General features: G+C 70.0%; 15 protein-coding genes. 10 read left to right on the top strand and 5 right to left on the bottom strand.

The genetic code is table 11. The features are described 5' to 3' along the window. Positions 1 to 17: 17 nt before the first annotated feature. The gene (locus OG933_RS12420) at positions 18 to 884 is read left to right on the top strand and encodes a serine protease (RefSeq protein WP_405627085.1); all 867 of its coding nucleotides are present in this window, start codon (positions 18 to 20) and stop codon (positions 882 to 884) included. 121 nt (positions 885 to 1005) lie between these two features. On the opposite strand, the gene OG933_RS12415 is transcribed toward OG933_RS12420, so the two are convergent. Further along, positions 1006 to 1236 (bottom strand): hypothetical protein, encoded by a 231-nt coding sequence (locus tag OG933_RS12415; RefSeq protein ID WP_020125094.1) that lies wholly within the window; start codon positions 1234 to 1236, stop codon positions 1006 to 1008. 445 nt (positions 1237 to 1681) lie between these two features. Between OG933_RS12415 and OG933_RS12410 the strand changes: the two genes are divergently transcribed. From OG933_RS12410 to OG933_RS12385, 6 genes are all read left to right on the top strand, one after another. Continuing rightward, a complete protein-coding gene (locus OG933_RS12410) occupies positions 1682 to 3802 on the top strand; it encodes a DNA topoisomerase IV subunit B (protein ID WP_362527781.1) in 2121 nt (706 codons plus the stop codon). A 323-nt stretch (positions 3803 to 4125) separates the two neighbouring features. Beyond that, on the top strand, positions 4126 to 4650 hold the full coding sequence (locus OG933_RS12405) for a DUF1453 domain-containing protein (RefSeq protein ID WP_362527779.1): 525 nt from the start codon (positions 4126 to 4128) through the stop codon (positions 4648 to 4650). After that, positions 4647 to 5798 (top strand): histidine kinase, encoded by a 1152-nt coding sequence (locus OG933_RS12400; protein WP_362527777.1) that lies wholly within the window; start codon positions 4647 to 4649, stop codon positions 5796 to 5798. Before OG933_RS12405 ends, OG933_RS12400 begins: the two co-directional genes overlap by 4 nt. Beyond that, positions 5795 to 6478 (top strand): response regulator transcription factor, encoded by a 684-nt coding sequence (locus OG933_RS12395; RefSeq protein ID WP_142266530.1) that lies wholly within the window; start codon positions 5795 to 5797, stop codon positions 6476 to 6478. The genes OG933_RS12400 and OG933_RS12395 overlap by 4 nt, the downstream gene beginning before the upstream one ends. 80 nt (positions 6479 to 6558) lie before the next feature. After that, positions 6559 to 7134, top strand: a complete 576-nt coding sequence (locus OG933_RS12390) for a DUF485 domain-containing protein (protein ID WP_405627082.1) — start codon at positions 6559 to 6561, stop codon at positions 7132 to 7134. After that, positions 7131 to 8723 (top strand): cation acetate symporter, encoded by a 1593-nt coding sequence (locus tag OG933_RS12385; protein ID WP_362527774.1) that lies wholly within the window; start codon positions 7131 to 7133, stop codon positions 8721 to 8723. Before OG933_RS12390 ends, OG933_RS12385 begins: the two co-directional genes overlap by 4 nt. A 45-nt stretch (positions 8724 to 8768) precedes the next feature. On the opposite strand, the gene OG933_RS12380 is transcribed toward OG933_RS12385, so the two are convergent. Next, on the bottom strand, positions 8769 to 9461 hold the full coding sequence (locus OG933_RS12380; RefSeq protein WP_405627081.1) for a response regulator: 693 nt from the start codon (positions 9459 to 9461) through the stop codon (positions 8769 to 8771). 161 nt (positions 9462 to 9622) lie between these two features. On the opposite strand from OG933_RS12380, the gene OG933_RS12375 reads away from it, so the two are divergent. The 3 genes from OG933_RS12375 to OG933_RS12365 all read left to right on the top strand — a co-directional run bounded on the left by OG933_RS12375 (position 9623) and on the right by OG933_RS12365 (position 12486). After that, the gene (locus tag OG933_RS12375; protein WP_054243654.1) at positions 9623 to 10438 is read left to right on the top strand and encodes an ABC transporter ATP-binding protein; all 816 of its coding nucleotides are present in this window, start codon (positions 9623 to 9625) and stop codon (positions 10436 to 10438) included. Beyond that, positions 10428 to 11291 (top strand): ABC transporter permease, encoded by an 864-nt coding sequence (locus OG933_RS12370; protein WP_362527770.1) that lies wholly within the window; start codon positions 10428 to 10430, stop codon positions 11289 to 11291. Before OG933_RS12375 ends, OG933_RS12370 begins: the two co-directional genes overlap by 11 nt. 133 nt (positions 11292 to 11424) lie before the next feature. Next, a complete protein-coding gene (locus OG933_RS12365) occupies positions 11425 to 12486 on the top strand; it encodes an ABC transporter substrate-binding protein (protein WP_267021731.1) in 1062 nt (353 codons plus the stop codon). A 79-nt stretch (positions 12487 to 12565) separates the two neighbouring features. Here OG933_RS12365 and OG933_RS12360 read toward each other — a convergent pair whose 3' ends face one another. The 3 genes from OG933_RS12360 to OG933_RS12350 form a co-directional block, all read right to left on the bottom strand. Next, a complete protein-coding gene (locus OG933_RS12360; protein ID WP_405627079.1) occupies positions 12566 to 13246 on the bottom strand; it encodes a response regulator in 681 nt (226 codons plus the stop codon). Continuing rightward, positions 13243 to 14913: a sensor histidine kinase gene (locus OG933_RS12355; protein ID WP_362527765.1), complete on the bottom strand. Its 1671-nt coding sequence runs from the start codon at positions 14911 to 14913 to the stop codon at positions 13243 to 13245. The genes OG933_RS12360 and OG933_RS12355 overlap by 4 nt, the downstream gene beginning before the upstream one ends. Positions 14914 to 15042: 129 nt before the next feature. Beyond that, positions 15043 to 15984, bottom strand: a complete 942-nt coding sequence (locus tag OG933_RS12350) for a sucrase ferredoxin (RefSeq protein ID WP_405627078.1) — start codon at positions 15982 to 15984, stop codon at positions 15043 to 15045. Positions 15985 to 16078: the final 94 nt, after the last annotated feature.

Here is a 16078-nt window from a genome sequence, read left to right as displayed (position 1 = left end):
CAGAGTGAGGAGCGCGCATGCGTCGTCCCCTTGTCCGGGCCTTGTCCCGGCCGTTGATCCTGGCGGCCGCGGCGGTGGCCATACCCTTGGGCTCCGCCGCCCCGGCGGCCTCCGACGGCGTGGTCGTGGGCGGCTTCCCGGTCGATGTCTCCCAGAGCCCGTGGACGGTCGCGCTGTCCAGCCGTGACCGGTTCGGAGGTATGCGCTCCGGGCAGTTCTGCGGAGGCGTGGCGGTCGGCCCCTCCACCGTGCTCACGGCGGCCCACTGCATGGGCGAGGACGTCCTGGGAGCACCGCCGGGGCAGCTGGCCGACCTGAAGGTCGTCGCGGGCCGCACAGACCTGTACAGGGACACCGGGCAGGAGGTCTCCGTGCGCAGCGTCTGGGTGAATCCGGGCTACGACGGTGTCAGCAACGCCGGCGACTTCGCCGTACTGACCCTTGCCCAGCCGCTTCCGGCGGCGGCGGTCATCCCCATGGCCGCCGAGGGTGATCCGGCGTACGAGGCCGGCACGGAGGCCGTGGTCTACGGCTGGGGCGACAGCACCGGCTTCGGTGCGTACGCCCACAGTCTGCGAGCGGCTCGTGTGCATGTGCTGTCCGACGCGTCCTGCGAGCGGGCCTACCCGGGTACCTCGGACGGCACCTACGACGCGCGGAGCATGGTGTGCGCCGGGGAGGAGCGGGGCGGCCGGGATGCCTGCCAGGGGGACAGCGGCGGGCCGCTGGTCGCACAGGGCCGACTCATCGGGCTCGTGTCATGGGGCAGCGGCTGTGGGCGGCCGGGAAATCCCGGTGTCTACACGCGGGTGTCCGACGCCGTGAAGACGCTCGGCTGGTCGCGGGCGCTCGGGGGCCCCACAAGGCTCCCTGAGAGCGTCTGAGCGAGCCCCGCCTCCCTCGTGGCCGGTCTTCGGGTCACGAGAGCGGGCGGCCGTCCCTGAAGCAGGGGCGGCCGCCCGTATACCGGCCTGTGCCGGTCATGGCTCGTCGTGGACGCGCAGATCAGCGCTCTTCTTCCGGGGTAGAGGCCGGAACGGTCGTCAGCCGCTCTGTCTCGTCCTGTATCTCAGCGGCGATCTTCTTGAGTTCCGGCTCGAACTTGCGGCCGTGGTGGGCGCAGAAGAGCAGTTCTCCGCCGCTGAGCAGCACGACGCGTACGTACGCCTGGGCGCCGCATCGGTCGCAGCGGTCCGCGGCTGTCAGCGGGCTCGCGGGGGTCAGAACAGTAGTCACGTCGCCTCTTCTCTAGCTCGACGAGCTGTCGTACCAGGGTCAACATCCAACCAGCCCCAAAACGTTCCCGCTCGTGGCTTGTCCTCGAAAAAATCTTTCCGAGGTGGCCGTCTGCTGCCGGTTTGGCGGCGAATGTGCCGTATTGCGTGGTCTGTAGTGCTTACGGTTTCGCGCTGTCGGTCATGGTTCGATCCTCCCGGCTGGGTTGCCGGTTTGTTCATGAGGACGTGCCCGGAGCCTAAATGGTTCATGCCCCGAAGGGAACGTGATATGTACTTCACTCAATCGAGGGATCGAACAAGTATGCGACGCTGGACTAGTCTGCGTTTCAGACGAGGGTGGCGTTACAACGGCTCTACCAGGCCTCGGTACCCTCTTGGCGGCAACCCAAGCCGCGCCCTTACCCAGAAGGGCCCCAAGTGAAATTCAGCGAGGAGCGAACCGCGTGACCGCCGAAACGTCCGTGCCGTCCACAGCGCTGCTGGCAGGAGCAGACCGGGACGGTTCCAACTACACCGCGCGGCACCTGCTCGTCCTCGAGGGGCTCGAGGCCGTGCGGAAGCGCCCGGGTATGTACATCGGCTCGACCGACAGCCGTGGTCTGATGCACTGCCTGTGGGAAATCATCGACAACTCCGTCGACGAGGCCCTGGGCGGCTATTGCGACCACATCGAGGTGATCCTCCACGACGACGCCTCGGTCGAGGTCCGTGACAACGGCCGTGGCATCCCGGTCGACGTCGAGCCCAAGACGGGTCTGTCCGGCGTCGAGGTCGTCATGACCAAGCTGCACGCCGGCGGCAAGTTCGGCGGCGGCTCCTACGCCGCCTCCGGCGGTCTGCACGGCGTCGGCGCCTCCGTGGTCAACGCCCTGTCCGCCCGCCTCGACGTCGAGGTGGACCGAGGCGGCCACACCCACGCGATCAGCTTCCGGCGCGGTGTTCCGGGCGCCTTCGCCGCGGACGGCCCCGACTCAAAGTTCGAGACGGGCGGCCTGCGGAAGATCAAGAGGGTCGCCAAGAACCGGACCGGCACGCGCGTGCGCTACTGGGCCGACCGCCAGATCTTCCTCAAGGACGCCAAGCTCTCCCTCGAGAACCTCCATCAGCGCGCCCGCCAGACGGCCTTCCTGGTGCCCGGCCTGACCATCGTCGTCCGCGACGAGTACGGCCTCGGCGAGGGCGGCAGCAAGGGCGAGGAGTCCTTCCGCTTCGACGGTGGCATCAGCGAGTTCTGCGAGTACCTGGCCACCGACAAGCCCGTCTGCGACGTCCTCCGCTTCACCGGACAGGGCACCTTCAAGGAGACGGTCCCGGTCCTGGACGAGCACGGGCAGATGACTCCGACGGAGGTCACCCGTGAGCTCGGCGTCGACGTGGCGCTGCGCTGGGGCACGGGCTATGACGTGAACCTCAAGTCGTTCGTCAACATCATCGCCACGCCCAAGGGCGGCACTCATGTCGCGGGCTTCGAGCAGGCGGTCGCCAAGACGATGAACGAGGTGCTGCGCGCCAAGAAGCTGCTGCGCGTCGCCGAGGACGACATCGTGAAGGACGACGCTCTGGAGGGCCTGACCGCCGTCGTCACGGTGCGTCTCGCCGAGCCCCAGTTCGAGGGCCAGACCAAGGAGGTCCTCGGCACCTCGGCGGCCCGGCGCATCGTGAACACCGTGATCGCCAGGGAACTCAAGGCCTTCCTGACCTCCGCCAAGCGCGATGCCGCAGCTCAGGCGCGGGTCGTCATGGAGAAGGCGGTCGCCGCCGCACGCACGCGTATCGCGGCCCGGCAGCACAAGGACGCGCAGCGCCGCAAGACGGCTCTGGAGTCCTCGTCCCTGCCCGCCAAGCTCGCCGACTGCCGCAGCGACGACGTCGAGCGCAGCGAGCTGTTCATCGTCGAGGGAGACTCCGCGCTCGGTACGGCCAAGCTCGCCCGGAACTCCGAGTTCCAGGCACTGCTGCCGATCCGGGGCAAGATCCTCAACGTCCAGAAGTCGTCCGTCACCGACATGCTCAAGAACGCCGAGTGCGGCGCGATCATCCAGGTCATAGGAGCGGGCTCCGGGCGCACCTTCGACATCGACGCGGCCCGCTACGGCAAGATCATCATGATGACCGACGCCGATGTGGACGGCTCCCACATCCGGACGCTGCTCCTGACGCTGTTCCACCGCTACATGCGGCCCATGGTCGAGGCCGGGCGGGTCTTCGCCGCGGTCCCGCCCCTGCACCGCATCGAGCTCATCCAGCCCAAGAAGGGCCAGGACAAGTACGTGTACACGTACTCGGACCGTGAGCTGCGCGACACGCTGATGGAGTTCCAGAGCAAGAACGTCCGGTACAAGGACTCCATCCAGCGCTACAAGGGTCTCGGTGAGATGGACGCCGACCAGCTGGCCGAGACGACGATGGACCCGCGCCACCGCACCCTGCGCCGCATCAACCTCTCCGACCTGGAGGCGGCCGAGCAGGTGTTCGATCTGCTCATGGGTAATGACGTGGCGCCGCGCAAGGAGTTCATCTCCAGCTCGGCGGCGACGCTGGACCGGTCCCGTATCGACGCGTAGGCGCCGCGTTCGGTCCGGCCGGGTCGCAGGTGGATCCGGCCGGATCTCGTACAGGTCCGTTCGGTTCTCAGTCAGGCCCGGCTTGGGCTCGTGCATGTCAGGCGGTCGGTTGTCGGGAAGATCCGGCTGGGCTCGTGCACCTCAGGCCGGATGTCGGGCAGGTCCGGCTGAGGGTTCTCCACCCGTGGGTGGAGAACCCCGGCTTCCGGAGATCCACCCATGATCCACCCCCGCTCCGATCTGCGGACCGGCCCGTTTCCGTAGCGTCGAAGGCGTCGGCAGCGCTCGTTGCCGGCCTCCCCTTCCCGCTCACGGAGGCTGTGATGTCCGGGCTCGTCAACGCACTGGTGATCGTGGCGGTGGCCGCACTCGTGATCGCGCGGCAGTTCCGCGCAAGCCGCATCGACACGGACCGGCGATGGTGGCTCCTGCCGGGAATCCTGGCCGTCATGGCGCTGCGCGAACCCGATCTGCTCGGCACCCGTCACCACACCGAATCGGCCCTGGTACTCGGCGCCGAACTGATCGTCGCCCTGGTCATGGGAGCCGCCTGGGCCTGGACCACCCGCATCTGGGTGGAGCCGGACGGCGCCGTGTGGAGCAAGAGCACCAGAGCGAGCGTGGCCGTGTGGGGAGCCGGCATCGGTCTGCGGCTGGGCCTCTTCGGGGTCGGCGCCCTGTTGGGCATCCACCAGGACAGTGCGGCCCTGATGCTGGGACTCGCGGCCACCTTGCTGGTCCGCTCCGGGATCCTGATCTGGCGCGTGCGGTCTCTGGACCAGGCTCCCGCGTACACCACGGCGTACGGTGACCCCGTGCCCCGGTCCCCGTGGAAGGAGCGCGTGTGACGGACAACGTCTGGACACGCTGGCCCTCACGGGAGGCGCTGGGCCCCAGAGGGGTATCGCGCCCCAGGAGGCTGCTGGCCTGGGCCGTAAGGCTGCTGGTCGTGGGCGCCCTGGTGTGGAGCGCCCTCCACGACAGCCGCATCCAGGGGTGGGTCGCGGTCGCCGGTGTCGGCGGCGTTCTTGTGGCGGGTGGCCTGGCGTGGGCCTTGTTCCGGACCACGCTCGAGCACCGGCTGTGGCCGTCCTTGGCCCTTCTCCTCCTGCTCCTGGGGCTGGCGGCCGGTGCCGAGGCCGCGGACTTCCGCTCCCCGGCCGCGGTCCTGTGGTGCGGATGCGCCATCGCGGCACTCGAGCGACTTCCTCTGGGCGCGGCGCTGCCGGCGGCCTCGGTCGGGTTCGCCGCCTTCGCCGTGGTCAACGACGACTCGGGGATGACCTCGGCCACCGCCATCGCGGGCATGGCCCTCGCCGGATACGCACTGCGTCTGGACGCCGAAGCCAGAGGCACCACACAGCGACTGCTCACCCAGGAGCGGGCCGCGCGCGCGGCCGAGGCCGAGTCGGCCGCACTCGCGGAGCGGGCCCGTATCGCCCGGGAGATCCACGACGTCCTGGCCCACAGTCTCTCGGCGCAGCTCGTACACCTGGAGGCGGCCCGGCTGCTGATCGAGCGGGGCGCGGACCGCGAGCAGATTCTCGACCGCGTGGTGGCGGCACGGGGGATGGCCCGCGACGGCCTCGAGGAGACCAGGCAGTCGCTCTCCGCGTTGCGCGGTGAACTGACGCCGCTGGAGGACTTCCTGACGGATCTCGTCCGCACGTCCGACGGCGCCGAGGTCACCGTGGGCGGTGAACGCAGACCACTGCCGGTCGAGGCGTCGCAGGCCGTGCGCCGGGTCGCTCAGGAAGCCTTGACGAACGCTCGCAAACACGCACCGGGTGCCAAGGTCCGTGTCCGGCTGGAGTACGGCCGGCAGGAAGTGACCCTGGACGTGCGGGACTCGGGTGGTTCGCCGGGCGAACTCGCCGAGGCCGGCGGCGGGTACGGTCTGCTGGGTATGCGGGAGCGCGCCGAACTGCTGGGTGGTTCGCTCGCTGCCGGGCCGGACGAGGAAGGGTTCGTGGTGACGCTGAAGGTGCCGGTATGACGGAGGAGGCGGCGAGGAAGCCCGCCAGGGTGGTGGTCGCGGACGACCAGACGGTCGTCCGGGAAGGCATCGTGATGCTGCTCGGGCTGCTGCCGGGAGTCGAGGTCGTGGGCGCCGCCGGAGACGGGGAGGAGGCCGTGCGGCTCGTCGCCGAACTCGCTCCCGACGTGGTGCTGATGGACCTGCGCATGCCTCGCTGTGACGGAGTGGAGGCGACCCGGCGCATCCGGTCCGAGTATCCCGGGACACAGGTCGTGGTCCTCACGACCTACGCGGACGACGAATCCCTCTTCCCGGCGCTGAAGGCAGGCGCACGGGGGTATCTCACCAAGGACGCGGGCGGGGACGAGATCGTACGGGCCGTGCACAGTGTGCTGTCCGGGGATGCGGGGCTGTCGCCCAGTGTCCAGCGAAGGCTGCTGGAGCGCCTGTCGGCGCCCGAACCGGAACCGGCTGCGCCCGCTGTCGTCCCCGACGGGCTCACCACACGCGAGGCGGAGGTGCTGGTGCTGATCGCCGAGGGGCTCAGCAACCAGGAGATCGCGCGCAGGCTGAGCGTGTCCACCGCGACGGTGAAGACACACATCAACAACATGTTCTCCAAGACGGGACTCAAGGACCGGGCCCAGGCGGTGCGTTACGCGTACGGGAAGGGGCTGGTCCGGCCGCCCGCGGGGTGAACGGCTCGTTGGTCACCTGATGGGGTGAAGTGTTCGGGGAACAATAGTCGGGGATCTTCCCGTTCTGTCCATCCTTGGGCATGCAGTCAAGCAACGGTCGTGCCCGCGCCGACGGGGACGGTCCCGATAGCGGTGCCCCCACACCACACGCGTACGAGCATCATCAGAGCCAGGGCCAGGCGTACGCCGAGGTGCCAGGGGATGTGCGCTACGAGGACCCGTGGTACGACGCGCTCGCCTCGGGCTGGGGCGAGTCGGCCATCATGAGCACGCCAGGACCGGAGGTTCCCGCGGCACGTCGGCGGGAGACCGGAACCGCGGCGGCGGCTCAGATCTACCTCGAGGTGCAGCACAGCGCGGCCTTCCAGGAGGTACGCAGCCGGTACCGGCGGTTCGTGGTGCCCGCCGCCGCCGGGTTCCTCGTCTGGTACGTGGCGTACGTGGTCACCGCGACGACCGCGCCCGGACTCATGGCGCGGCCGGTGGCGGGCGCGGTGAACGTGGCACTGCTCGCCGGGCTGGGGCAGTTCCTCAGCACGTTCCTGCTCACCTGGGCCTACGCCCGGCACGCGCGGCTGCGCCGGGACCGTGCCGCGCTCGAACTGCGCTGGGACACACAGGAGCTGACCCGGGGAGCAAAGGGCGGTGCATCGTGACCGGCAACCATCAGGCGCTGGCGTTGTTGCTGTTCAGCACCTTCGTCGCGGTCACGTTGGGGATCACGACCTGGGTGAGCCGCAACCGCCACGGTTCGGAGGAGGAGTTCTACGTCGGCGGGCGTCTGTTCTCCCCGATGGAGAATGGTTTTGCCATCGCGGGTGACTACATGTCCGCCGCCTCCTTCCTGGGTGTCACCGGGCTCATCGCGCTGTTCGGGTACGACGGGCTGCTGTATGTGGTCGGCTTCCTCGTGGCCTGGCTGGTGGTGCTGTTCCTGGTCGCCGAACTGGTGCGCAACTGCGGGCGGTTCACGCTCGCCGACGTGGTCGCCGCGCGGATGAGCGAGCGGCCGGTGCGGATCGCGGCGGGAACCTCCTCGGTCACCGTGTCCGTGCTCTATCTGGTGGCCCAGATGGTGGGCGCCGGCAGCCTGGTCGCGCTGCTCCTCGGGAACACCGGCGAGGCGGCCCAGTCCTGGGCCGTCATCGGAGTGGGTGCGCTCATGGTGATCTATGTGTCGTTGGGAGGGATGCGGGCGACGACGTGGATCCAGATCGTCAAGGCGGTTCTGCTGCTGGCCGGCACCGTCGCGCTCACCGCCCTCGTCCTGGTGCGCTTCCACGGTGACTTCGACCAGTTGCTGCGCACGGCGGCCGCGCGCAGCGGGCACGGTGACGCGTTCCTGGCACCCGGCCTGAAGTACGGCGGGGACTGGACCGCGCGTTTCGACTTCATGAGCCTGGGGCTCGCCCTGGTGCTGGGCACGGCGGGACTGCCGCACATCCTGTCCCGCTTCTACACCGTGCCGACCGCGCAGGCCGCCCGTCGCTCCGTCGTCTGGGCGATCGGGCTGATCGGCGGCTTCTACCTGATGACGATCGTCCTCGGCTTCGGCGCGGCGGCGATCGTCGGCCCGGAGGCGGTGCGCGGCTCGAACGCGGCGGGGAACACGGCGGTTCCGCTTCTGGCACTCGACCTGGGCGGCGGCGCCGACTCCACCGGCGGAGCGGTGCTGTTCGCGGTCGTGGGTGCCATCGCCTTCGCCACGATCCTCGCCGTCGTCGCCGGAATCACGCTCGCCTCCTCGGCGTCGGTGGCGCACGACCTGTACGCCTCCCTGCGCCGTCGGCAGACCAAACCCCGCAGCGAGGTCGCGGTGGCGCGGGTCGCCGCCGTGGGCGTCGGCGTGGTCGCGATCGCGCTCGGCCTGCTGGCCCGCGACCTCAACGTCGCCTTCCTGGTCGGGCTCGCCTTCGCCGTCGCGGCGTCCGCGAATCTGCCGGTCCTGATGTACTCGCTGTTCTGGCGGGGCTTCACCACGCGAGGCGCCGTGTGGGCGGTGTACGGCGGACTCGTGCCGGCCCTGGCGCTCGTCGTGCTGTCCCCGGTGGTCTCCGGCAGCCCCGAGTCGCTCTTCCCGACCGTGGACTTCCAGTACTTCCCGCTGCAGAACCCCGGCCTGGTCTCGATTCCGCTGGGCTTCCTGGCGGGCTGGCTCGGCACGGTCACCTCGGCCGAGGTCGCGGACGAGGCCAAGCACGCGGAGACCGAGGTGCGGTCACTGACCGGGGCGGGAGCCGCGTAACGGGCGACGCTTCACCGCCGTACCGCTTCGGGATCCTGGCGCACGTTACGGCGCCACCCAGGCGTACCGGTGCTCCGGGCGGCCCGTGTCGCCGTACTTGAGGGACAGATGCAGGCGTCCGGCCTGCTCCAGGTGGCGGAGGTAGCGCTGGGCGGTGGAGCGGCTCAGGCCGGTCTCCGCGGCGACCTCGTGGGCCGACAGAGGGTGGTTCGCGCGGTGCAGAACGTCGCAGATCAGGTCCGTGGTCGGTTCCGAGTGGCCGCTCGGCAGGCCGGGCGAGGACGGCGCCGGTCCGGTGCGCAGGGCGCCGAAGATCCGGTCGACCTGCTCCTGGCCGGCGATCCCGTGCCCACCGACCCGGTCCACCGTGCGGCGCAGGGCGGCGTACGAGTCGAGGCGGGTGCGCAGAGCGGCGAAGGTGAACGGTTTGACCAGGTAGTGCAGGGCGCCCAGGCGCATCGCGGTCTGGACCGTCGTGACGTCACCGGCCGCCGTGATCATGATGACGTCGGTGCCATGACCCTGCTCACGCATGCGGTGGATGAGCTGGAGGCCGGTCTGGTCCGGCAGGTAGTGGTCGAGCAGCACCAGGTCGATGGTTCCGCGCTCGATGGCTCCCAGCGCCTGGGCGGCACTGTGCGCGCGGGCGGCCACCCGGAAGCCGGGAACCTTTCCCACGTACTTGGCGTTGATCTCGGCGACACGGAAGTCGTCGTCCACCACCAGGACGTCAATCATCGGGCCTCTCTCCGTCAAGGCCAGGCGGGCGTTGAGCCCGTGTTTCGGCTTCGCTGTTCTAGCGCGAGCAAAACGAGCACAACAGGCTACTGCAAGCAAAAGAAGCGCATGCGCCCAGAAGGCTGATGCCGCTTCCCGGGTCGCCTCTACGGTCCCCGGCCATGAGCGCACACACCAGCCCCGCCATCGAGCTGCGGGGCGCGAGCAAGGTCTTCAGGACCCCCTCGGGGGCCCCGCACACCGCCCTGCGGGAACTCGACCTCACGGTCGGGCGTGGCGAGTTCGTGGCCGTCGTCGGCCCGACCGGCTGCGGCAAGTCGACCACGCTGACCCTGGTCAGCGGTCTGGAAGAGCCCACCCAGGGCGAGGTGATGGTCGCCGGGCAGCCCGTGCGTGGCGTCGGTGACAAGGTCGGCTTCGTCTTCCAGCAGGACGCCACCTTTCCCTGGCGTACGGTCCTGTCCAACGTCATGGCCGGGCCCCGTTTTCGCGGTGTGCCCAAGGCGGAGGCGAAACGGAAAGCGCGCGAGTGGCTGGCCCGGGTCGGGCTCTCCGCCTTCGAGGACCGCTACCCGCATCAGCTCTCCGGCGGTCAGCGCAAGCGCGTGGCCCTCGCCGCGACCTTCGTGAACGACCCCGAGATCCTCCTCATGGACGAGCCGTTCTCGGCGCTCGACGTGCAGACCAGGGCACTGATGTCGGACGAGCTCCTCGAGCTGTGGGAGGGCACGGGCGCTTCCGTCGTCTTCGTCACCCACGACCTGGAGGAGTCCATCGCGCTGGCCGACAAGGTCGTCGTGATGACCGCCGGCCCCGCCACGGTGAAGCAGGTCTTCGACATCGACCTGCCGAGGCCGCGCAAGGTCGAGTCGGTGCGGCTGGAGCCGCGGTTCATCGAGATCTACCGCGAGATCTGGGAGTCCCTCGGCGAAGAGGTCCGCATCACCCGCGAGAGAGGTGCCGCCCATGTCGCCTGAAGTCCTCAGCACACCGGTCGTCGACACGGCCAAGGTGCCGGACCGCGCCCGCTCACGCGCGCGTGCCGCTCGCAGACGCAAGGCCGTGGTGACGGCGTCGCGTGTCCTGCTGCTGGTGGCCGTGCTCGCCCTGTGGGAGGCGTTCTCCCGGGCCAAGGTCATCGATCCCTTCAACTTCTCGATGCCTTCCAGGATCTGGGACCAGATCTGGACCTGGGTGACGCACGGGACCGCGCTCGGTTCTCTGGGCGAGCAGATCTGGTACACGCTCTACGAGGCCCTGCTCGGCTGGGTCATCGGTGTGGTCGCCGGTGTCGTGTGCGGTATCGCACTGGGGCGGATCACCTTCCTCGCCGACATCCTTGGTCCATACATCAAGGTGCTCAACTCCATACCCAGGATCGTGCTGGCCCCGATCTTCGTGATCTGGTTCGGCCTCGGCCCGGCCTCCAAGGTCGCCTCGGCCGTCGTCCTGGTGTTCTTCCCGGTCTTCTTCAACGCCTTCCAGGGCGCCCGCGAGGTGGACCGCAACCTCGTCGCCAACGCCCGCATCCTCGGCGCGAGCGACCGCAGGGTGACGCTCCAGGTGGTCGTCCCGTCCGCCACCTCCTGGATCTTCACCAGCCTCCATGTGAGCTTCGGCTTCGCCCTGATCGGCGCCATCGTCGGTGAGTACATCGGCGCGACCAAGGGGATCGGACTGCTCGTCGCGCAGTCGCAGGGCACGTTCAACGCGGCGGGTGTGTACGCCGCGATGGTCATCCTCGCCGTGGTCGCACTCGTCGCGGAGGGGCTGCTGACCTTCGCCGAGCGCCGCATCTTCCGGTGGAAGCCGTCGGGCTCCGACAGCTGACCCTTCGTTCGACGATCCACCGATGAGCCGTTCCCGCGAACGGGCCCTCGGGACCTTCCTCGGACACTTCCCCGCCCTTCCCTCACTGCTGCCCCACCCCCGCATCGCCCTCTCACAAGGACGTGAACCCGCCATGCGCACAACCGCCAGATACACGGCCCTGGCCGCCGCCGGTCTGCTCGCCCTCTCCTCGCTCACCGCCTGTGCCAACGACGCGGCGAGCACCGCGTCCACGGGCTCCGGTGGCAAGGGAGACGGCAAGGGCACCAAGGTCAAGATCATGGTCGGTGGCCTGGACAAGGTCATCTACCTGCCCGCCATGCTCACCCAGCGCCTGGGCTACTTCGACGCCGAGGGGCTGGACGTCGAGATGCTGAGCGAGCCGGCCGGTGTCCAGGCCGAGACGGCGCTCGTCTCGGGCCAGGTGCAGGGAGCCGTCGGCTTCTACGACCACACCCTCGACCTGCAGGTGAAGGGCAAGGAGGTGGAGTCCGTCGTGCAGTTCTCGCACGCACCCGGTGAGGTGGAGATCGTCTCCACCGAGGCAGAGGGTGACATCACCTCGCCCGAGGACTTCAAGGGCAAGAAACTCGGCGTCACGGGTCTCGGCTCCTCGACCGACTTCCTCACCAAGTACCTCGCGGTCAAGAACGGCGTGAAGGTCAGCGAGTTCACCCCGGTCGCCGTGGGCGCGGGGCCGACCTTCATCGCCGCGCTCCAGCAGGGCGCCATCGACGGCGGTATGACGACCGACCCGACCGTGGCGACGATCCTCGACAAGAAGGCCGGCAAGGTCCTGCTCGACATGCGCACCCCGCAGGGCTCCGAGGACGCGCTCGGCGGACCGTATCCCTCGTCAAGCCTGTACATGCAGACGGACTGGGTCAACAGTCACAAGGACACCGTCCAGAAGTTGGCCAATGCATTCGTCAAGACGCTCAAGTGGATGTCCACCCACAGCGCGGCCGAGATCGCCGAGAAGATGCCGACGGACTACTCCCAGGGGAACAAACTGCTGTACTCGGTGGCCATCAAGAACACGCTGCCGATGTTCACCAAGGACGGCGTGATGCCCAAGAACGGCCCCGAGACCGTCGAAAAGGTCCTCAAGGCCTTCAACCCCAACATCCAGAACGCCGACGTGGACCTGAGCAAGACCTACACGACCGAGTTCGTCGAGAAGGCGGTGGGCTGACGGTCGAGCAGGCGGCGGGCCGGGATCCGTATCCCAGGAGGGGCACGGTTCCTTCCCCCGCCCCCGAGGACCGTGCCCTTCAGGCGCGGGTCGCCCACACGTAACGGTGTTCCGGGCGGCCCGCGTCGCCGTACTTCAGGGTCAGCCGGGCCCGCCCCGTGCGCTCCAGGAGCTTCAGGTAGCGCTGGGCGGTCTGGCGGCTCACCCCGGTCCGGTCGGCGATCTCCTGGGCCGACAGGGGCCCTTCGGCGTTCATCAGGGACTGGCGTACGAGTTCGGCGGTGGTGGGGGAGTGGCCCTTGGGCAGACCGGGCTCCGAAGAGGCCGACAGCGCGCCGAAGATGCGGTCGACATCGGCCTGTTCGGCCTCCCCGCCGCCGTCGAGCGTCCGGCGCAGCTCGGCGTACGCCTCCAGCTTGGCGCGCAGACCCGCGAAGGCGAACGGCTTCACCAGGTACTGAAGGGCACCCTGGCGCATCGCCGCCTGCACCGTCGTGACGTCCCGCGCGGCGGTCACCATGATCACGTCGGTCTGGTGGCCACGCCGGCGCATCTCCTGGACGACCTCGAGACCCGTCTCGTCGGGCAGGTAGTGGTCCAGCAGGACGAGGTCCAGACGGGGCAGCAGCTCCAGCTGACGGAGCGCGTCGGCCGCATTGTGGGCCTCGCCGGCGACGTGGAAGCCCGGGACCTTCTCGACGTAGGCGGCGTTGACCCGGGCGACCCGGGTGTCGTCGTCCACGACCAGGACCTCGATCATCGCGACTCCTTCTCGGCAGTGCTCTTCGCCGGTGCCGCCAGCGCGGGTTCCAGGCCGGGCTCGGTGAGCGCCTCGGGCAGGACGACGGTGAACTCGGCGCCCCCACCGTCCGCTTCGTCCACACAGGCGTGGCCGCCCTGCCGCTCGGCGAGCCTGCGCACCAGGGAGAGCCCGATCCCACGCTTGCCGTGCGCCGGGGGCTTCTTCGTGGACCAGCCCTCGGTGAAGATCAACTCGCGCTGCTCGGCCGGGATGCCGGGGCCGGTGTCGCGCACCCGCAGGACCGCGGTACGGCCCTCCGCGCGCAGTTCGACCTCCACGCGCGCGTGCGGCTTGCCCGCGACGGCGTCGAGCGCGTTGTCCACGAGGTTGCCCACGACCGTGACCAGCCCGCGCGGGTCGATCAGGCGGTCGGGCAGCCGCGTGCGGTCGGAGACCCACAGGGCGACACCGCGCTCGGCCGCGACGGTCGCCTTGCCGACCAGCAGGGCGGCGAGCAGCGGGTCCTCGATCTTCTCGGTCACCTGTTCCGCGGTCGCCCGGTGATCGCCGACCACCTCCCCGACGAAGTCCACCGCGTCGTCGTACATCTCCAGTTCGAGCAGCCCCAGCAGCGTGTGCATGCGGTTGGCGTGCTCGTGGTCCTGGGCGCGCAGCGCGTCGATGAGGCCGTGCGTCGAGTCGAGTTCGCGCCCGAGCTGCTCCAGCTCGGTGCGGTCGCGCAGGGTGGCAACGGCCCCGCCGTCGTCGGTGGGCATGCGGTTGACGACCAGGACGCGCTGCCCGCGGACGGCGATCAGGTCCTTACCGGTCACCCGGCCCGCCAGGACATCGGCCGTACGTCCGTCGCCGAGCGCCTCGTCGGGCGAAGCGCCCACGACCTCCTCCCCGATGCCGAGGAGGCGCTGGGCCTCGTCGTTGAGCAGCCGGACGCGGCCGGCGCGGTCCAGGGCGACGACGCCTTCCCGGATGCCGTGCAGCATCGCCTCACGCTCGGCGAGCAGCGCCGAGATGTCCGAGAAGGCCAGGTCGCGGGTCTGTCGCTGGACCCGCCTGGAGATCAGCCAGGCGGCCAGCGCGCCCACGGCGAGGGCCCCGCCCGCATAGGCGAACAGTCCGGGGATCGCATGGATCAGACGGGCGCGCACGCTGTCGTACTCGATACCGACCGAGACCGCGCCGATGATCTTGTCGTCGCCGTCGCGCAGGGGCACCTTGCCCCGGGCCGAGCGGCCCAGGGTGCCGCTGTCGATCTCCATGACGTCCTGGCCCGCCAGGGCCTGGCTCGGGTCCGTCGACACATGGCCGCCGACCTGCCTGGGGTCGGCGTGCGACCAGCGGGTGCCGTTCAGGTCCATCACCACGACGTACTCCGCGCCGCTGGCCTTGCGGATCCGCTCGGCCTCACGCTGCACCGGTCCGTCGACCGACGGCTGCGTGCTCCGGAGGTCCTCGGCGATCTGCGGCACGGCCGCGGTGGTCTGCGCGATGGCGAGGGCACGGCGCATCGCCTGGTCGTCCAGCTGATCGCTGAGCGGAGCGAGGAACAGCCCGGTCGCGAGCACCACGACTCCCGCGGCGATCGTCAGCTGCATGAGCAGGACCTGCGAGAACATGCGCCGCGGCATTCCGAGGCGCAGGCGGCGGGCGGGGGGAGTGGGGCTCATACCCAAGACGGTACGTGGGTGGACCGGCGCAGCCGTAGGGCTGGGTGGTGTGGATCTCTTGACCGACTCAAGAGGAAACGATTCCTCCGTGCCCGCGCGGGGTGCGGCCGCACGGTCTGCGGAGGTGTGTCAGCCCACCAGGGCCGTTCCGGCCAGCTCGCGTACCGCCACCACGTCCATCCGTGCAGGTGAACCGAGGACCGAGGCGCCGCAGCTCTCCGGCCGGGCCGGCAGTGAAGCGCCCTGGTCGACGACGACCTGCCAGTGGCGTCCGTCCCGGTGCGCGACGGTCACCTCCCAGCGCGGCGCGCCGCCCGTGGTCCGGACGACACTGAGCGCCTCCGCCGCGTCCTCTCCGGTCGCCGAGCGCACCGCCAGTTCCGCCGCCTGGCCGGGCCGCTCCCAGGCCGAACACCCGCGGCACCCGTCCACGACGATCCGCCCGTCCTGGACGCCGTGCAGGACCTCCTTGACGGCGTGGGCCTCGGCGCGGCCGTACGCGTACCCGTACGGCAGGACGAGCAGGGTGGGGGAGAAGCGATGACCCCCCAGATGGGTGACCTCCCAGGCGCCCCGCACGCCCGAAGCGGCGAGCTCGGCGGCCAGCGGACGGCCGAGGAGCGCGCAGCAGCGGTCACGCTTGCCGTTGGTGCAGACGAGGGCGAGCGGGTCGCCCGTGTGGGGCCCGCCCCGCAGCGCGGTGTCGAAGGTGCGGTGGTCGCCCCTGCCGAGCGCGGCGAAGTCGAGGTCCAGCAGCTGCCGCGGGTCGTGGGTGGTGGCGCTGCGCAGCCACACGCTTCCGGGGACGGTGTGGGCCGCGTAGACCTGCCGCAGGGGAGGTGCGCCGAAGTCCGCGTGGCGCCCGGGGCGCCGGATGAGCGCGACGCGTACGCCCGTGTCCCGCGCGGCGGCATCCAGGGCGCGGCCCAGGGCCGGGTCCAGGTGGCTCGACACCAGCGCTTTGGCACCCCAGGGTCCGGGCTGTTCCAGGAGGAGCCAGGTCGTTGCCGTGGCCGCGGTTCCGGAAATGGGCTCGTCGAGATCCCGCGAGACGGTCGCGCACGTACTCACAGAGGTGAGCCTAACCTGACTTGCCGGAGCGCGACTTCCGGCCGGGGCATGTGCTCGGCCGTGCGGATACGCGTGCGCGTGCGGCGAGGGACGG

The sequence above is a fragment of the Streptomyces sp. NBC_00016 genome (genome assembly GCF_045040885.1).
Taxonomy (GTDB): domain Bacteria; phylum Actinomycetota; class Actinomycetes; order Streptomycetales; family Streptomycetaceae; genus Streptomyces; species Streptomyces coriariae.
This window is presented reverse-complemented; position numbering and strand designations above follow the sequence as displayed.